Source organism: Tenacibaculum sp. (genome assembly GCF_048269885.1).
Classification (GTDB): Bacteria; Bacteroidota; Bacteroidia; order Flavobacteriales; family Flavobacteriaceae; genus Polaribacter.
This window is the reverse complement of the sequence record NZ_JBLWTZ010000018.1, coordinates 33,361-49,806: the sequence shown is the minus strand read 5'-3', so window position 1 is coordinate 49,806 and position 16,446 is coordinate 33,361. Positions and strand designations below refer to the sequence as shown.

The 16,446-nt window shown below is 30.5% G+C and carries 16 protein-coding genes; 5 read left to right on the top strand and 11 right to left on the bottom strand.

Annotated features, from left to right (window positions below; translation table 11 throughout):
• Nucleotides 1-30: 30 nt before the first annotated feature.
• From ACN0WY_RS13475 to ACN0WY_RS13460, 4 genes are all read right to left on the bottom strand, one after another.
• Nucleotides 31-1,734, bottom strand: a complete 1,704-nt coding sequence (locus ACN0WY_RS13475) for an ATP-binding protein (protein ID WP_417800694.1) — start codon at nt 1,732-1,734, stop codon at nt 31-33.
• Nucleotides 1,735-1,736: 2 nt separating this feature from the next.
• Nucleotides 1,737-2,387 carry a hypothetical protein gene (locus ACN0WY_RS13470; protein WP_417800693.1) on the bottom strand — a complete coding sequence of 217 codons (651 nt, stop codon included), beginning with the start codon at nt 2,385-2,387 and terminating at the stop codon, nt 1,737-1,739.
• Between the two features lie 105 nt (nt 2,388-2,492).
• Nucleotides 2,493-3,170 (bottom strand): ZIP family metal transporter, encoded by a 678-nt coding sequence (locus ACN0WY_RS13465; protein WP_417800692.1) that lies wholly within the window; start codon nt 3,168-3,170, stop codon nt 2,493-2,495.
• A complete protein-coding gene (locus ACN0WY_RS13460; protein ID WP_330488076.1) occupies nt 3,167-3,895 on the bottom strand; it encodes a class I SAM-dependent methyltransferase in 729 nt (242 codons plus the stop codon). Before ACN0WY_RS13460 ends, ACN0WY_RS13465 begins: the two co-directional genes overlap by 4 nt.
• A 113-nt stretch (nt 3,896-4,008) precedes the next feature.
• Between ACN0WY_RS13460 and ACN0WY_RS13455 the strand changes: the two genes are divergently transcribed.
• Nucleotides 4,009-5,190 (top strand): THUMP domain-containing class I SAM-dependent RNA methyltransferase, encoded by a 1,182-nt coding sequence (locus ACN0WY_RS13455; RefSeq protein WP_417800691.1) that lies wholly within the window; start codon nt 4,009-4,011, stop codon nt 5,188-5,190.
• Nucleotides 5,191-5,228: 38 nt separating this feature from the next.
• Here the strand turns inward: ACN0WY_RS13455 and ACN0WY_RS13450 are convergent, their stop codons facing one another.
• The 7 genes from ACN0WY_RS13450 to ACN0WY_RS13420 form a co-directional block, all read right to left on the bottom strand.
• On the bottom strand, nt 5,229-6,665 hold the full coding sequence (locus ACN0WY_RS13450; protein ID WP_417800690.1) for a serine hydrolase: 1,437 nt from the start codon (nt 6,663-6,665) through the stop codon (nt 5,229-5,231).
• Between the two features lies 1 nt (nt 6,666).
• A complete protein-coding gene (locus ACN0WY_RS13445; RefSeq protein ID WP_417800689.1) occupies nt 6,667-7,101 on the bottom strand; it encodes a MarR family winged helix-turn-helix transcriptional regulator in 435 nt (144 codons plus the stop codon).
• 358 nt (nt 7,102-7,459) lie between these two features.
• Entirely contained in the window at nt 7,460-8,230 is a 771-nt protein-coding gene (locus ACN0WY_RS13440) for a pentapeptide repeat-containing protein (protein WP_417800688.1), read from the bottom strand.
• A 121-nt stretch (nt 8,231-8,351) separates the two neighbouring features.
• Entirely contained in the window at nt 8,352-8,624 is a 273-nt protein-coding gene (locus ACN0WY_RS13435; RefSeq protein WP_099216100.1) for an HU family DNA-binding protein, read from the bottom strand.
• A gap of 186 nt (nt 8,625-8,810) precedes the next feature.
• Nucleotides 8,811-9,755, bottom strand: a complete 945-nt coding sequence (gene fmt, locus ACN0WY_RS13430) for a methionyl-tRNA formyltransferase (RefSeq protein WP_417800687.1) — start codon at nt 9,753-9,755, stop codon at nt 8,811-8,813.
• Nucleotides 9,756-11,642, bottom strand: a complete 1,887-nt coding sequence (locus tag ACN0WY_RS13425) for a RecQ family ATP-dependent DNA helicase (RefSeq protein ID WP_417800686.1) — start codon at nt 11,640-11,642, stop codon at nt 9,756-9,758.
• Nucleotides 11,635-12,177, bottom strand: coding sequence for an AAA family ATPase (locus tag ACN0WY_RS13420; RefSeq protein WP_417800685.1), 543 nt, complete (start codon nt 12,175-12,177; stop codon nt 11,635-11,637). The genes ACN0WY_RS13425 and ACN0WY_RS13420 overlap by 8 nt, the downstream gene beginning before the upstream one ends.
• A gap of 116 nt (nt 12,178-12,293) precedes the next feature.
• Between ACN0WY_RS13420 and ACN0WY_RS13415 the strand changes: the two genes are divergently transcribed.
• From ACN0WY_RS13415 to ACN0WY_RS13400, 4 genes are read left to right on the top strand one after another with little or no spacing between them, the layout of a single operon-like run.
• Nucleotides 12,294-12,575 (top strand): DUF493 family protein, encoded by a 282-nt coding sequence (locus tag ACN0WY_RS13415; RefSeq protein ID WP_330488068.1) that lies wholly within the window; start codon nt 12,294-12,296, stop codon nt 12,573-12,575.
• A 9-nt stretch (nt 12,576-12,584) separates the two neighbouring features.
• On the top strand, nt 12,585-14,183 hold the full coding sequence (locus ACN0WY_RS13410) for a peptidylprolyl isomerase (RefSeq protein WP_417800684.1): 1,599 nt from the start codon (nt 12,585-12,587) through the stop codon (nt 14,181-14,183).
• A gap of 4 nt (nt 14,184-14,187) precedes the next feature.
• Entirely contained in the window at nt 14,188-15,045 is an 858-nt protein-coding gene (locus ACN0WY_RS13405) for a hypothetical protein (RefSeq protein ID WP_330488066.1), read from the top strand.
• The gene (locus ACN0WY_RS13400) at nt 15,008-16,384 is read left to right on the top strand and encodes a peptidylprolyl isomerase (RefSeq protein ID WP_330488065.1); all 1,377 of its coding nucleotides are present in this window, start codon (nt 15,008-15,010) and stop codon (nt 16,382-16,384) included. Before ACN0WY_RS13405 ends, ACN0WY_RS13400 begins: the two co-directional genes overlap by 38 nt.
• Nucleotides 16,385-16,446 lie beyond the last annotated feature (62 nt).

Genomic DNA, 16,446 nt, shown 5'->3' with positions numbered 1-16,446 from the left:
GTTTTTACAAAAACTAACTAATTGTAGGTATTATAGTGTGGGGATGTTGATGATAATAGAAGTGCCTTTATTTGGAGTAGAATCAATAGTAAAGGTCCCTTTTAAATGGTTTACTCTTGTTTGTATAGAGGTGATTCCCATTCCGTCTTTCTCTCCTGCGTTATTAGAAGGGACAAATCCTTTTCCATTGTCTTCTACAATGATATTTAAATTTTGGTCGTATAAAGCAATATTTACAGTTGCTTCAGTTGCTTCAGCATGTTTGATAATATTGGTAATAAGCTCCTGAATAATTCTAAAAACCGTAATCTCTATATTGTTGTCTAATCTTTTATTCAATCCGAAATCGAGTACCTGTATAGTAATTTTATTAGCATCCGATATTTTTTCAGCCATGAGCTTAATAGCTGTTAACAGTCCTTTATTAGCGAGAACCCCTGCATTTTTAGCATGGGCAATATTTCGAACCTTTAAATAGGTTTCGTCTATGAGTTTCTCTGTCTTTTCATACAATTCTTCTTGATTAAAGTGTTTTTTTTCTCGGTTGAGTTGTAGGTTTTCAAAATGCAATTTTAAAGTAGCTAAAACACTGCCAATATTGTCATGTAAGTCTTCGGCAATACGAATGCGTTCTTTCTCTTGACCGTCAATCATTGCATTGATCGTATTGATTTCTTGCTCTTTTAATAAAGTTAGGTTTTTTTGTTGTTCTAACTCTTGTTGTTGTTCTGCTAACAAGCGTTTTTTGTGGGAATTTTTTAAGGTCAATAATCCAATAATTCCTCCAAAGCAAAGAAGAGAAAGTGCAGCTATAAATAAATTGCGATTTTGTTTTCTTTTTGATTCACTAATAAGGTTTTCAGCCTTTAATTTTTCATTATCATATTGTTCTTTGATTCTTGAAATTTCAGTATTTTGCTTACTATTATTTAAAAGTTCTTTGATAGAATCAAACTTTATAAAGTAGTTGTTTGCAAGTTTATATTCCTTATTAGATTGATAATTTAAAGCCAAACGTTCATATAGTTTTTTCAATAATTTTTTATTGTAGTGTTCAATCTTAACTGTTTCTGCTTTTTTAAGATACTCAATAGCTTTTTTATAAGATTTCTTTAAACGATAATGCTCAGCAATATTTAAGTAAGAAGAAAATAACTTACCATCCATGTTTAATTTGTGATATATGTTTATAGCTTTTTTATGGTTATTAATATCTAATATCGTATCGTATTCATTGTAGAGTGCTCCTAAATTGGTGTAAAAATTTGCTTGAAATAATTCGTTGTTAATTAGTAAGGATTGTTTTAATCCTTTTTTGTAAAATTTTTCAGATTTTTTAAAATCTTTTAAAAAATAATAAGAAGCAAGGTAGGCATTAGAAATAATTTGTCTGATAGTATCATTTGATTCTTCTGCGTAATTTTTGTATTTTATGAGATAGGGTAAAGGGTTTTCTGAGTTGTTTTTTTGAGAGTCAATGATATAAAATAGCTTTAAGTTACATTCAGCTACACTGTCTTTCAATTGTCTTGCTTCATATATTTTAAGGGCTTTTATAAAGCTCATATAAGCTAAGTCAGCTTTGTTTTGGTAACTATAGTTTAGCCCTTGATTAAAAAAAGAATAGGCAGAGCGCTTCTCTTTTTCTTGAGAAAATATCGGGTTTGATAAGAAAGGATTTATACTAATTATTAGTATAAATCCTATAAGTATATATGTATTTATAAAATTCATTATTAAGGAAAAGAAACAATAACTCCGCCTCCACTTTCTTTAGGTTGTTTGTCATCTATATTAAAATACTCTTGAAAAAAAGAATTTTCACAACTCCAAGTCCAATCTCCAACCCTTTCTAGTACAGCATGATGTCGATTGATGTATTTTAAAGAGTCTTTGAGAAAATTAGGAAGATAATCGTTAAAAACAAAAGTTTGTAAAGAATCTTTCATTTTTAAAGTAAGAGGTAAATTCGTTCTATAGTGTTTCAGTTTATGAGCAAATACCAGAGTGTCTAGTATATGTGTTTTTTCGCTAATTTCACAAACCTCATTTTTTGAATTGTCAGAAATAATAACAAGAATTCCTTTATTATTTCCGTTGGTTATATTGTAAATATTATAAAATTTAAAATTGTCATTGGCTACAGGAATTCTTAAAACAATTGAGTCTCGTGTATCTTTATCGAAATAACTAAAATCTCGACTACCAGTTACTATTTCTAGTTGACGTTTGTATATTTTCTTCTCTTTGGCTTTTATTTTTCGAGGTTTCTTCTTTTTAGAATAAGTTGTTAGGAGAAGAGGGGCTGTAACTTTTTTTTTAGGAGTCTCTTCACAGGAAAAGAAAAAGATGGTTATTAGGGTAATTAAAAGCACATTGTTTTTCATAATAAAATTTTGTTAGTTAGTACTTCTTCAAATTTCAGAAAAAGTTACAACATGACACTTACCTACAAGTAGGTAATTTTAGTTTTCTAAAGATAGAAAAACAAATTATAACGTAAAAACAGTCAATAAAACTCCCAAAACAATCGCTACAAATTTTTTGTAGTTGAATTTGTGATTTTCAGTACTTTCAAAGAGAATAATGGTTGAAATATGTAAAAATACTCCAACGATTAAAGCAGTAATTTCTGTATGATATTGTGCTATTAAAGGAACTTTGTTAGACACTAAAATTCCGAAGGGACTCATGAATGCAAATACCGTTAAAAAGAAAAAGATTGTTTTTTTCGAATACTTTGCATGTAGCAAAAAGGTAGTTAAAACGATTGCAATTGGAATTTTATGTACAATAATTGCCCATAATAAATTATCACCTGCATGATGAATTGGTAAGCCTTCCGAAAAAGCATGAATACACAAACTAACAAAAAGTAACCAAGGAAATTTAGACGAATCAGAATGCAAATGTATATGCCCGTGTTCAGCTCCTTTTGAGAACGATTCTAAAACTGATTGAATAATGATTCCTACCAAAATTAAAATTCCCACAGACTTGGTGTTGTCGGTATGATGATATACTTCGGGTACTAAATGTAAGATGATTACCGAGAGCAAATAAGCACCACTAAAGGCTAATAATAAACGAACGAAGGTAGTACTAGGTTTTAGTGTAAAAACAAATAAAACACCTACTAAAACAGAAATAATTAGTAATAAGTAACTCATTTAGCAACAATAATTAAGCGGTCAGAAGATTGTGAATTAAATTCATTAAGATTGTAATTGCCAAAAACATGTGTTACTTGTAGGCCAACACGATCAAAATACGATTGTAGTTTTTCTAAAGTTAGAAACTTTACACGTTCTGTATACGAGTGTGATTTTCCTTCAGCAGTAAAAGAAATATGTTTTAAGATAAACCCATCCTTAATTTCTTTTTGAATATTGAATTCAATGCCATCAATAGTTTTTATTTCTTCTTTTACAAGTGTATTTTTTACTTTTTCAACATTTAAAAAATCCAAAACAAAGACACCATTTTCTTTTAATCCGTTTTGAATACTTTTTAAAACAAGAATATCTTCATTATCATCTTCAAAATAACCAAAACTGGTAAAAAGGTTAAAAATAGCATCGTATTTGCTTTCAATAGGCTTTCGCATATCCCAAACTTCAAAACGAAGCGTGTCATTCTCAAACTGTTTGGCATGTTCAATGCTGTTTTCGCTTAAATCACCTCCCACAACGTCATAGCCTAACGAGTTTAAGTACACCGCATGACGCCCTTTTCCGCAAGGTAAATCAGCAATACGACTCAATTTAGGAAGTTGTAAAAAAGAAGTGATATTACGCATAAAAAATTGTGCATCTGCATCGTTTCTATGCTTGTATAAAATATGATAGTATGGTGTATTAAACCACGAAGTAAACCAATCTGTTGTTGTATTCATAACTATAAAGGTCTGCAAAAATACGCAAAACTTACGTTTTTTATATTCAAAGTAGAAAAGATTCACAACAACCCAAAATTAGCTGTACTTTTGCAGTGAAATTTTACAGTTACATGGAAAAAGATTTTAAGATGACCGCCATAACCATGGCAGGTTTAGAAGGAGTTTTAGCAGATGAGTTACGACTGCTAGGAGCAATGGAAGTGAAAGAAGGAGTAAGGAGTGTTGCTTTTAGAGGTGATAAGGGCTTTATGTATAAAGCCAATATAGCTTTGCGTACGGCTATTCGTATTTTAAAACCGATTAAACGCAGTAAAATTTTTGATGAAGAAGATTTATACGAAGCAATTCAACGCGTAAAATGGGAACGTTTTTTAGATGTTGATGGTACATTTGCAATTGGTTCGGTAGTAAACTCAAAGAACTTTACTTCAAATTCACATTATATTAGCTTAAAATCGAAGGATGCTATTGCCGATTATTTTATGCATAAGTATGAAAAACGTCCGAATGTAGATTTAAAATACCCAGATGTAAGAGTCCATGTGCACATTCATAAAGAGTGGCTAACTATTTCGTTAGATTCTTCTGGCGAATCATTACACAAGCGTGGGTATCGAAGTGCAACAAACATAGCACCGATTAATGAGGTATTGGCAGCAGGATTAATTTTGCTTTCAGGATATAAAGGAGAAGAGAATTTTATCGACCCGATGTGTGGTTCAGGTACTATTTTAATTGAAGCAGCAATGATTGCCAATCAAATTCCTGCAAATATCAACCGTAAGCATTTTGCTTTTGAAAACTGGAAGGATTATGATGAAGATTTATACTTTGTTATTCAAGATTCGTTATTAAAAAAAATACGAAGTTCTCATTTTAAAATTATGGGATTTGATAAGGCTCCATCGGCAGTTAGAAAAGCACAACAAAATATTATCAATGCGAATTTAGATGAGTTTATAGGTGTACATCACGTAAACTTCTTCAACTCAAAAAAAGAAGTGTTTGGTAAAACAACTATTTTGTTCAATCCGCCTTATGGAGAGCGTTTAAATATCGATGTAGAAGAGTTTTACACAAAAATTGGGGATACCTTAAAGAATAACTATCCGAATTCAACTGCGTGGTTAATTACGTCGGATATCCAAGCTTTAAAACATGTCGGTTTACGAACGTCGAAAAGAATACCGCTTAAAAATGCAGATTTAGACTGTCGCTTTGTAAAATATGAACTCTACGAAGGAAGTAAGAAAGCAAAGAAGAACTCTTCATTTAACGATGAAGAAGAATAAAAATAAAACTCCGCTGAAAGGCGGAGTTTTTGTTAGTGCTAATTATTCATAGCCAATAATTCGCGTAACTTCTCCTTTCCATTTAAATTCTCAGGGTTTATTTCTAAACTTTTTTGATAATTTTTTATAGCTTTTCTTATTTGTCCGTCCTTCATATAGGCTTCTCCTAAAGAATCATAGGCGTTATAGGATTCAGGAAAGTAAAGCATTTCAAGGGTAAATAAATCGATAGCTTTTTTATAAAAACCTCTTTTAATCATATCATAACCTTTGGTATTTAAGTCAATTTCAGAAATTTTAAATTTTGATTTTCTAACTAAAGACGTTGCTTCTTCTAAGTTTTTAGTTAGGCAAGTTTTAATTACTTTTTTGGTAAAAAAGTAATTGTCTAGTTTGGGAGTATTTCCAGAAATAGTTTTTTCTATAAAATAGCGTACATCTAAAAAGCCTTTATCAGCATCTTTATTTGTAAGAATTATTACAGTATATCCTTCTTGTTTATAAACTCGCCATTCGCTACCTACCCCATAATGTCCTCCACTATGACCATATATATTACCTTCTTTTGGGGTTGGAAATTGCATTCCATAACCATAATGACTGTTTTTATTTAAAGGAGTAGTGAATAGTTTAGTGTGTTTTTTATTAAGTAGTTTAAAGTCTTTCAAAGCATTAGAAAACTTATACAAATCATCTAAGGTGGTATATCCGCCCCCATGAGCACCACCTCTTACAGGGTATGTGTGAAAGTTTATTTTTAATTTATTTGGATAAATATCTGAAACAGTATAACCTTCGGCAGCATTATTAATAGGGTGGTCTAAATCATAGTTTCCAGTATTTTTCATGGAAGCGACAGAGTAAATATTTTTTTCTAAGTAGTCATTATATTCTATACCAGATATAGCTTCAATAATCCTACCTAGTATTAAATAATTGGTATTACGGTAGGAGAATGTTTCACCTGGCTTGGACTCCATTGGTTCATTTTCATACAGAGAACTAAAGTCATTTGTATGTCTAAATAAATCTTTAGACCTTCTTATAAAGGATTCTCTGGCAAAAAAATGAGGGATTCCACTTGTATGGGTTAAAAGGTGAGCTATTGTTACAGAATCTCTAACAGTTTTATTAGGGTAATTTGGAATAAACTTTCCGATATTATCTTGAAGTGATAGTTTTCCTTTTTGTATTAACTGTAATATGGCTACAGCAGTAAATGACTTACCAATAGAACCTTGATTGAATTTTGTGTTTGTTCTATTTTTAACTTTATGACCTAAATGAGCATATCCATAAGCTTTTTTGAATAGGGTGCTATCATTTTTAGCAATTAAAACTGCTCCACTAAATCCATCTAAAGAATCTACATAGTTAGCAATTTGAGTTATTTTTGGACTTTTAAAAGTAGTAGGTTTTTTATTAGTACAAGAAAAAGTTATTATAAGTACAAGTAAGTAGGCTAATCTCTTCATTTTAAGAATTGCAATTTTTAGTTATTTTTTTTAAAATTTTGTATAATTGTTCTAACTCTTCGTTGGACACATTATTTAAGGCAGTTTGTCTGTTTTTTTGTATTATCGGACTTAGTTTTTTTATAATTTCCTTTCCTTCATCTGTAATTTCTAACTTAGCCTTTCGCTTGTCTTTTCTATCTGTTGTTTTAATTAAATAGTTTTTAGATATCATTAGTTTCACTATACGTGTCATAGAAGCATAGTCTTTAAAAACTAAATCGGCAATTTCTGTTTGAGTTGTATTATTATTTTCTAATAACAATAAAATTAAGGCTTGGTCTACAGTAATATCAGGAACGACCTGTGAAATATTATATTGACTTAGTTTACGATATGCTTTTATGGTTTCCTCTATAGAGTAGAGTACGGTTGTTGTTGGAGTATTAAATGTCATTTTTACTTGATATATCAAGTAAATATATTATTTTATTTGATATATCAAGTAAAATAAATGATAAATATCTTGTATATGAAGGAGTTTACAGTTCTAAAATACTCTCGTTCAATACCATACTTAGGTATAGTATTAAAGTTCGTTTTTAGTTATTTCATTTTTCAGATGCATCCTTATTTTTTAATGTTTTTTTGATAATCGTAAGTTTGAAGATAAAGCGCTAGTAAATCAAGTTGCTATAAATTACCAATAAGAGTGTCAACTTAAGTTTTTTAAACAAAAAAACTCGTAATATTCATCACGAGTTTTTTGTTTTTAAGCTAAGTGTATTTTAGCCTCTTTATGGGGCGTATAGAGTTTACTTTTTCATTAAATACTTATTAAAACTTTTCCCGTTTATTTTAGTGTATTTAGAATCTATATCAAAAGCGACTTCCATTCCTGTAATGTCAAACTCTCCTGATACTTTGGTATATTTAATATTTAAGTCTTCTTCAAATTTTACATTTCTAAATGATACTCCGTCTTTAAATTCAGTGTATTTAAAAATAGCACTTTCTTTAAAAGCAGCGTTTTTAAAACTTACAAAACGGTTAAAATCTGCATATTTAAATGTAGCTGGTTCTTCAAAAGAAGTGTTTTCAAAAGTAATGTCTCTGTTAAATTTAGCATATTTAAAAGTAGAGTCTCCTTTAAACTTGGTATTAGAAAAGTTTGTGTTTCTTTCAAAGTCTGAATATTTAAACATTGCTTTTTGTTTAAAAGTACAGTCTTTAAATACTACGATATCTTCAAAATTAGCTACAAAAGTATAGCCACTTTTTTCGTGAGGAATGTAAGCTAATACATCATCATCAAAAACACAGTTTACAAAAGAAATTTTATTGGTAATTTGTTTTTCAATAGTATTAGATCCTCCGTTATTCCACCAACTTTTTCTTTTTGGTAATTTAGGTAAGGCTTCATCCATAAAAGTAAAGTCTAAGGAACCCTTAATTGTGGCGTTAGAAATTTCTATTGCTTTTCCGTTTTTAATATCTTTCATAAGATCTGATGCACTGACCGTTTTTTGTGCAAAAGCAGTTGAAAAACAAAATAAAAGGGCGACAACAGTAAGTATATTTTTCATTTTTAATGGTTTTAAGTTCTATATAATAGACAACCAGTATTTGTTTTTTGTGACACTTAAATAAAAAAAAAACAGCATTTAGTTGCCTAAATGCTGTTTGTAATATGTTTCGTGGAAAATATTAGTTTACTGAATTGCTTAAACCAGCACCAGCTTTAAACTTAACTACATTTTTAGCAGCAATCTTAATTTCTTTTCCTGTTTGAGGGTTTCTACCAGTTCTAGCAGCTCTCTTAGAAACAGACCAAGTTCCCCATCCAACTAAAGCAACTTTATCACCTTTCTTTAAAGTTTTGGTTACGTTATCAGTTAAAGAGTCTAATGCAGCTTTAGCAGCAGCTTTTGAAATTCCTGCATCAGCAGCCATCGCATCGATTAAATCTGATTTGTTCATAATTTAAATAGATTTTAAAATTAATTAATATTTTTTTGCTTCAATAGCTCAACAAATATAGACGGAATGCGGGATTGTGCAAGATTTGACTTAAAAAAAACACCCTTTTGTTAATAAGTTGCTGTAAATTGTTAATAACCACTTATTGTTTTTTGTTAAAAACGTAAAAACCGCATAAACAAAGGGCTACAGCACTTTTGCTTCTTTTTCAAATTGATAACCATTTAACAAACTCTGAGCATCCATTAATTTTTTACCAGAAATTTTAATTTGATGAATATTTAAGTAACCATCTGTAACAGCTATTTTTAACTCTTTTTTAGAGGTGACAATAGTACCAACCTCAAGATTATGGGAAGAAGGGTCTTTACTAACTCCGTATATTTTAGCTGAAAGTTCATCCTCTCCATTTACAATGGTAGTCCAAGCAGCAGGATATGGATTCAATCCGCGAATATGATTGTAAATATCATTTATGGGTTTAGACCAATCTATTTTACAGTTATGAGGATATAATTTTGGAGCCGATTTTTCTTCTAGTTCAGGTTGTTTAGTAGTGGCAACCTCTCCTTTAGCAATTAAATCTAAAGTATCTGCAACTAGTTGAGCGCCTAAGTGCATTAATTTGTCGTGTAATTCCCCAACAATTTCATCTTCTTTAATAGTTACTTCACTTTGTAAGATAATTTCTCCTGTATCAATTTTATCATCAATAAAGAAAGTAGTAACACCTGTTTTGCTTTCGCCATTTATAATTGCCCAGTTAATAGGCGCAGCACCACGATATTCTGGTAATAATGAAGCATGTAAATTAAAAGTACCATACTCTGGCAGTGCCCAAACGGATTTAGGTAACATTCTAAAAGCAACAACTACTTGTAAGTTAGCGTCCCATTTCTTTAAATTTTCTTGGAACTCTTCACTTTTTAAATTTGTAGGTTGAAGAATAGGCAAGTTTTGAGAAAGTGCATATTTTTTTACAGCAGATTGATTAAGCTTACGACCTCTACCAGCAGGTTTATCTGGAGCAGTAATAACTCCTACTACATTATAATCATTCTCCACTAAATGCTGTAAAATGGTAGCCGCAAAATCAGGAGTTCCCATAAAAACGATGCGTAAATCTCTCATTTATTTTAAAAAGTATTTATTGTTTTTTGTGTGTATTTTTTCTTCTGAAAGAAGCTCTCGCAAAAGTATTAAAATGTTCGCTTCTTTTTCATTTAATAGCGAGCAGATTTCAGTAACTGTATAGGTTTTTCCTTTTTGTAAGTTAGAAAGAATATCTTTTGGGTTTACATTAACTTTATTTTTTCTTTGTAAACAAACATCACAGATTCCACAGCTTAGAGAGCTGTGTTCACCAAAATAGGAAAGAAGTTGTACGCTTCTACAAACCGAATTGTTTTCTATAAACTGAAGTAAATCTCTATTTTTTTGTTTTTTCTGTTTAATGTATTGTTTGATGTTTATAGAAATTCGGTTGATGGTTTTATCATCTTCTCTTGGGTGTAAAAAGAAAAGCTCCGAATTATTAGTAGCTTTTGTGTAAGCTATTAATTCTTTTTGAGCTAACTTTTCTAAAGTGTCGATTACGAACCAAGAGGTAGTACCTAGCTTTTTAGCAATGTAAAATTCATCAATTTTTACAGGGCTTTCAAAAATACCACCATACATACGTAAAATTTGTTGGACAAAATTTTTAACTTGGGAGTTTTGATTTGTGTGCGATATAACTTGTTTGCTTGAGGCTAAAAACTGAACTGTTGATTTTTGCTGAAAGCTATGATTTAATTCAATAATTCCGTTATTGTTAAGTATTTGAAGAGTATTGAATGTTGTATTTGGAATCAAATTATACTTGTTACAAAAATCCAAAAAATTAAAATCAAAAGCTGTTTCTATCAGTTCTCCTTTAGCAATTTGAAAATGTTGATATAGTTTTTGATGAATCGTTTTTATTTCTTCAAGGGTTGGCAGTGCTTTTTCAAGCAATTCACTACTTAAAGAAATATCACTATCGTTTGTTAATACTACAGAAAAAGCCTTCGTTCCATCTCGCCCGCCACGACCTGCTTCTTGAATATAATTTTCTATAGAAGAAGGCAAGTTAAGATGAACAACAACACGAACATTGGGTTTGTCTATTCCCATACCAAAAGCGTTGGTAGCAACTATAATCGGTGTTTTTTCTGTCATCCAATGATCAAAAGCTAATTTTTTTTCTACAGGAGAAAGACCTCCGTGGTAAAAAGAACTTTTAAAACCATGAGCATTTAAGTAGCTGCTAATTTCCTTGGTTTTACTACGGGTGTTTACATATACAATTGAAGGAGCTTTTGTTTTGGTAAAAATCTGGTTGAGTTTACCAAGTTTGTCTTCAATTTTAAAAATTTGATAGGCTAAATTCTCTCTAAAAAAAGACTTTTTAAAAATCGTAGGTGTTTCTAATTGAAGAGAAGAAATAATATCTGAAATTACTTTTTGAGTTGCCGTAGCTGTCAAAGCAATTATAGGGCTAGAGGGATGAAGCTCTTTTAAAACAGTGATGTTTTGGTAAGACGGACGAAAATCGTGTCCCCATTCAGAAATACAATGTGCTTCATCAATAGCTATTAAATTGACATTTAGTTGCTTAATTTTTTCTTGGATAAAATGCGATTGTAATCGTTCGGGAGAAATGTATACAAATTTGGTATTTCCAAACCGAATATTGTCAAAAAGCGTAATAATATCATCTTGTGTGCTTCCAGAAGGGATTAAAGTTGCTTTTATACCTTTATCAGTAAGGTTTGTAACTTGATCTTGCATCAAAGCAACTAAGGGAGAAACTACGATGCAAACCCCCTCTTTAGCCAATGCAGGTACTTGAAAGCAAATGGATTTTCCACCACCTGTAGGCAGTAAAGCAACAACATTATTTCCTGCTAAAACTTCAGTAATTATTTCTTGTTGCGGTTTTCTAAAAGAAGTATATCCCCAATAATGTTTTAATATTTGTAGCAATTTATCATACATCGTGTTTTAACGAATGTAAAATAAAATCACAACGTTCATGCACCGATCCAAAAGGAACATCAATAATATTGTAGCCTACTTCCTCATACGCCTCTTTTAAAAAGGCATCTATTTTCACCGATTGTTCGAAGGTCTCGTAACGTTCGTTATCCGATTTATAAATAGTCTCCCATGGGGCACACATAAACACTTTATTGTATAAATATTTATTGCTTTTTTCAATAAAAAAATCGGGGTAGTCAGAACCTAAATAATTCATATATGCATGTACATCAGGAATTCCTCTATCAAAAAAGATAATCTCAGCATCACTTTGATGTGCATCTATATACTGTTGCTCTCTTCCTTCCAATAGTAGTTGGCTAAATAATAAAGGTTGCTCTAAAAAAAGCTGATCAATTCCATCTTTTTGAGCTTTAAGTGTAACCTCTCTTGAAATCTCTGGCATACATTCATAACCACGTCTAATAAATTCTCTTAAAATAGAGGACTTACCCGTACCAGGACCACCTATTAAAACTATTTTTTGTTGCATGGGGCAAAAATAAAAGTTTCAAGTTATAAATATAATAAATAGTGTAATTTTGTGCTTCATCATTACAATTTCTATATTTTTTGATGTTTTTTAATACAAACAGTAATTTTTGAGTTATGCAAGATAGAGAAGCTTTTTACGCAAAGTTAAAATCACAATTAGAAGATACGACAACGTTTCCCGCTAAATATTTATACAAGTTTATAGTTCCTACAGATAGCAATCAAGTACAAGAGGTACAAGATTTATTTGACCAAGGAGGAGCGGTTATTGATACTAAAAAATCTAAAACAGGAAAGTATGTGAGTGTATCAATACATATAACGGTTAAAAGTTCAGAAGAGGTTATTTCATACTATAAAAAAGCGGAAGCTATAAAAGGAATTATTTCTTTGTAAATTTATAGCATGAAAAAACTACTTTTCTCAATAGCTATATTTTACGGCACCCTAGCATCTTTTAGTCAAAAAGATTCGGAATTGTTCCGCATTAATGATACTCCTGTAATGGTTTCTGAGTTTAAGCAGATGTACGAAAAGAATTTAACCATTGCAGAAGACACAGAAGCTACTAGTGTTGAGAGTTATTTAGAATTGTTTATTAATTACAAGCTAAAAATAAATGAGGCTTATAATTTACAATTAGATACTGTAACGTCATACCAAAGAGAATTAGAAAGCTATAAAAAAGAATTGTTAGTACCTTATTTGCACGACACAGAAACGTTACAAGCACTGGTGAAAGAAGCGTATGATCGTACTAAAAATGAAGTTAAAGCAAGTCATATCTTAGTAAGGTTTCCAGGCAAAGGATTGGCTGTAGACACCTTATTTTTAAGAAATAAGATTGTAGGATATAGAAATCGTATTTTACAAGGAGAAGACTTTGAAAAAGTAGCAAAAGAGGTTTCAGAAGATCCTTCTGTAAAAAGAAATGGAGGGAATTTAGGTTACTTTAAAGCCTTTCAAATGGTATATCCTTTTGAAACAGTAGCTTACAAAACAAAAGTAGGAGAGGTTTCTGAACCTTTTAAAACAAAATTTGGTTGGCATATTGTAAAAGTAACGGATATAAGATCTTCTAAAGGAGAATTTGAGGCTGCACATATTTTAGTTAGAAACTCACCTAAGAGTGAGGCAAATATTCACTCGTTATATAAACTTCTTGAATCTGGAAAACCATTTGAAGAAGTAGCAAAGGAACATTCAGAAGACACCAATACAGCCAAAATAGGAGGTAGGTTACCACGATTTGGAACTGGAAAAATGGTAGACGAGTTTGAGAATCATGTAAGGAGTTTAAAAGTACCTGGAAGTTACAGTACTCCCTTTAAAACTATATTTGGTTGGCATATCGTTAAGCTTATAAAAAGCTATCCAGTACCTTCTTTTTCTGAAATGAAAAACGAATTAATAAGAAAGGTAAAACAATCTAAAAGAATAAAAATATCAGATAAAGCATTGCTAAATAAGCTAATGGATACATACGAAGTAAAAGAATATCCTGAAGCCATGGTAATTTTTCTAAAAACAAAAAAAGAAGCCCTGAAAGCAAGTGAATTACATGCTACTATACTCTCTGTGAATAAGGAAGAATTTACACAGAGAGATTTTTTAGAATTTATAAAATTTACAAACAAAACAGTAAAAGAAAATTTTAAAGACTTTAAAAAGAACGCATTGCTAAGTTGTTTTAAGAAAAATTTAGTTCATACCAACCCAGAGTATAGAAATACCTTGTTAGAGTATAAAGAAGGCTTGCTTTTATTTGATTTAATGCAGCAAAAAATATGGAATAAAGCTTCTAAAGACACTTTAGGGTTAAAATCTTTTTTTAGTGCAAATAAAGTAAAGTATGGCAAAGAACTTGATGCTATAAGGGGACAAGTAATTAGTGATTATCAAGATGCCTTAGAGAAAGAATGGATTAAAGAGCTACGAAAAAACAATACGGTTAGAGTAAGAAAAAGAGCATTAAGAAAATTAAAGAATACGTATAACCAATAGTAGAGTGAGAACATATATTTTTTTAATTACATTATTAATAATAGTTTCATGTGATCTGGTAAGTTTAAAAACTAAAAAGGTTACGAATGAAAGACCAATAGCTACTGTTTATAATAAGCATTTGTATAAGAAAGATATTGCAGGCTTATTACCCAAAAATCTTTCACCTAAAGATAGTTTAGTAATAGTAAAAGGCTTGATCAATTCGTGGGCAAAGCAAGAATTATTATATATAAAAGCTGAAGAAAATATTTCTGAAGTAAACAGTGAAGAAATACAAAGCTTAGTTAACGACTATAAAAAAAGCTTGTATATCAATGGCTATAAAGAGCGTTTGATAAAACAACAACTAGATACGGTTGTTACAGAGGAAGAGATAGCATTGTATTACGAAGAAAACAAAGAAAATTTTAGGGTAAGTGAGGAGCTTGTACAATTTGAATATGTACATTTTGGTAAAAATTATTTAGATAAAAAAGAAACAATAAAGCAGTTCAAATCAGAGAAAGATGAAGACAAGGAAGATTTAGAACGACATTTGTTAAATTTTAAATCATACCGCTTACAAGATTCAACTTGGGTAACTTTTGATTATTTAAAGAAAAAAATTCCACCTTTTCGTAATGAAACGAAAGAAAACTTGTTAAAAATATCAAAATTCATACAAAAAGAAGATAGTTTAGGAGTATATTTGGTCGCTGTAAAAAATATGTTGCCACAAAATGCTACGGCTCCATTAAGCTATGTAAGCCCTAGAATTAAACAAATTATTTTACATAAAAGAAAATTAGAATTAATACGAGATATTGAAAAAAAGCTGATAAATGATGCAATTGAAAACAAAAACTTTAAAGAATATTAGTATAGTATTTATGTTGTTTTTAACTGGTTTAACAACATTAAATGCGCAAAAAACAAAAGTAGACGGTGTTGCTGTTGTGGTGGGTAAAAACATTGTTTTAGATTCTGATATAGATAAGTTTAAGCAAGAAGTAGAACTTAGAAGTGAAGGGAAAGTAAAGATTTCTGACTGTGAAATGTTAGAAGAATTAATGCAGCAAAAACTATTAGCTCACCATGCAATTATCGACAGTGCAACCGTATCTCAATCAGAAATAGACAGTAGGGTAGATAGAAGTATAGCTTTTTTTACTCAAGAGTATGGAAGTGAGGATAAAGTGGTTGCAGCTTACGGATTTAATGATATTGAAGATTTAAAGAAAGAGTTAGGAAGAGTTCAAAGAGAGAACTTGTTAATAGAAAAAGAACAGAAAAAAATTACAGAAAATATCGATGTAACTCCTGAAGAAATACGCATCTATTTTAAAGGATTACAAGATAAAGATGAGCTTCCTGAAATACCTGCTGAAGTTCAATTACAACAATTAGTAGTTAAGGCTGAACCAACAGAAGAAGAGAAAGAACGTATAATTAACAAGCTAAAAGAAATTAAAAAAGAAGTTGAAAACGGAGCTAGTTTTAAGTTAAAAGCAATCATTAACTCAGAAGACCCCGGAGTAGCACAAAACGAAGGAAAATACGTAATAACTAAAGATAGTCCATTTATTAAAGAATTTAAAGAAACAGCCTTTTCGTTAGACGTAAATCAAATTTCTGAGCCTATTAAATCAGCTTTTGGATACCATATACTTCAATTGCATAAAATTAAAGGAAATCAACGTGAAGTATCTCATATTTTAATGCAACCTGAAGTTTCTGATGAAAAATTAAAAGAAACCAAAGAACAAATAGAAAAGATAGTAGCTGATATAAAAGAAGGAAAGATAACTTTTGAAGATGCGGTAAAAAAGTATTCTGAAGATGAAGAAACAAAAAATAGTGCGGGTATCATAATGAATCCGTATACTCAAGAACCTACTTTTGAGTTAACAAGAATGCCGCCAGACTTATTCGCAAGAATTAGTGAATTAAAAAAAGGAGATTTATCTGATATTTACTATGATGAAACCCGTGAGGGAGAAAAAATGTATAAAGTAATCTTATTAAAAGAGAAAACAGATACTCACAAAGCAGATTTGGTTGAAGACTATGTAAGAATGCAACAATTTGCTTTGGCCAAGAAAAAAGAGGAAGAAATTACAAAATGGACAAAAGAAAAAATCCAAGAAACGTACTTAAAGTTAAGCAACGATTATAAGAAGTGTACGTTTAAGAAAGATTGGAAAAAAGAAAACAAATAAAAAGTAATAAATTTAGTATATTGTCATTCCCGCGAAAGCGGGAATTTCATTTTATAAAAGTT

Bases quoted from the DNA above. Each gene is read 5' to 3' on its own strand.
- ACN0WY_RS13465 (WP_417800692.1), bottom strand. From the start codon at position 3,170: ATGAGTTACTTATTACTAATTATTTCTGTTTTAGTAGGTGTTTTATTT.
- ACN0WY_RS13475 (WP_417800694.1), bottom strand. From the start codon at position 1,734: ATGAATTTTATAAATACATATATACTTATAGGATTTATACTAATAATT.
- ACN0WY_RS13420 (WP_417800685.1), bottom strand. From the start codon at position 12,177: ATGCAACAAAAAATAGTTTTAATAGGTGGTCCTGGTACGGGTAAGTCC.
- ACN0WY_RS13440 (WP_417800688.1), bottom strand. From the start codon at position 8,230: ATGAAAAATATACTTACTGTTGTCGCCCTTTTATTTTGTTTTTCAACT.
- ACN0WY_RS13470 (WP_417800693.1), bottom strand. From the start codon at position 2,387: ATGAAAAACAATGTGCTTTTAATTACCCTAATAACCATCTTTTTCTTT.
- ACN0WY_RS13415 (WP_330488068.1), top strand. From the start codon at position 12,294: ATGCAAGATAGAGAAGCTTTTTACGCAAAGTTAAAATCACAATTAGAA.
- ACN0WY_RS13450 (WP_417800690.1), bottom strand. From the start codon at position 6,665: ATGAAGAGATTAGCCTACTTACTTGTACTTATAATAACTTTTTCTTGT.
- ACN0WY_RS13400 (WP_330488065.1), top strand. From the start codon at position 15,008: ATGATGCAATTGAAAACAAAAACTTTAAAGAATATTAGTATAGTATTT.
- ACN0WY_RS13445 (WP_417800689.1), bottom strand. From the start codon at position 7,101: ATGACATTTAATACTCCAACAACAACCGTACTCTACTCTATAGAGGAA.
- ACN0WY_RS13410 (WP_417800684.1), top strand. From the start codon at position 12,585: ATGAAAAAACTACTTTTCTCAATAGCTATATTTTACGGCACCCTAGCA.
- ACN0WY_RS13455 (WP_417800691.1), top strand. From the start codon at position 4,009: ATGGAAAAAGATTTTAAGATGACCGCCATAACCATGGCAGGTTTAGAA.
- ACN0WY_RS13425 (WP_417800686.1), bottom strand. From the start codon at position 11,642: ATGTATGATAAATTGCTACAAATATTAAAACATTATTGGGGATATACT.
- fmt (WP_417800687.1), bottom strand. From the start codon at position 9,755: ATGAGAGATTTACGCATCGTTTTTATGGGAACTCCTGATTTTGCGGCT.
- ACN0WY_RS13435 (WP_099216100.1), bottom strand. From the start codon at position 8,624: ATGAACAAATCAGATTTAATCGATGCGATGGCTGCTGATGCAGGAATT.
- ACN0WY_RS13460 (WP_330488076.1), bottom strand. From the start codon at position 3,895: ATGAATACAACAACAGATTGGTTTACTTCGTGGTTTAATACACCATAC.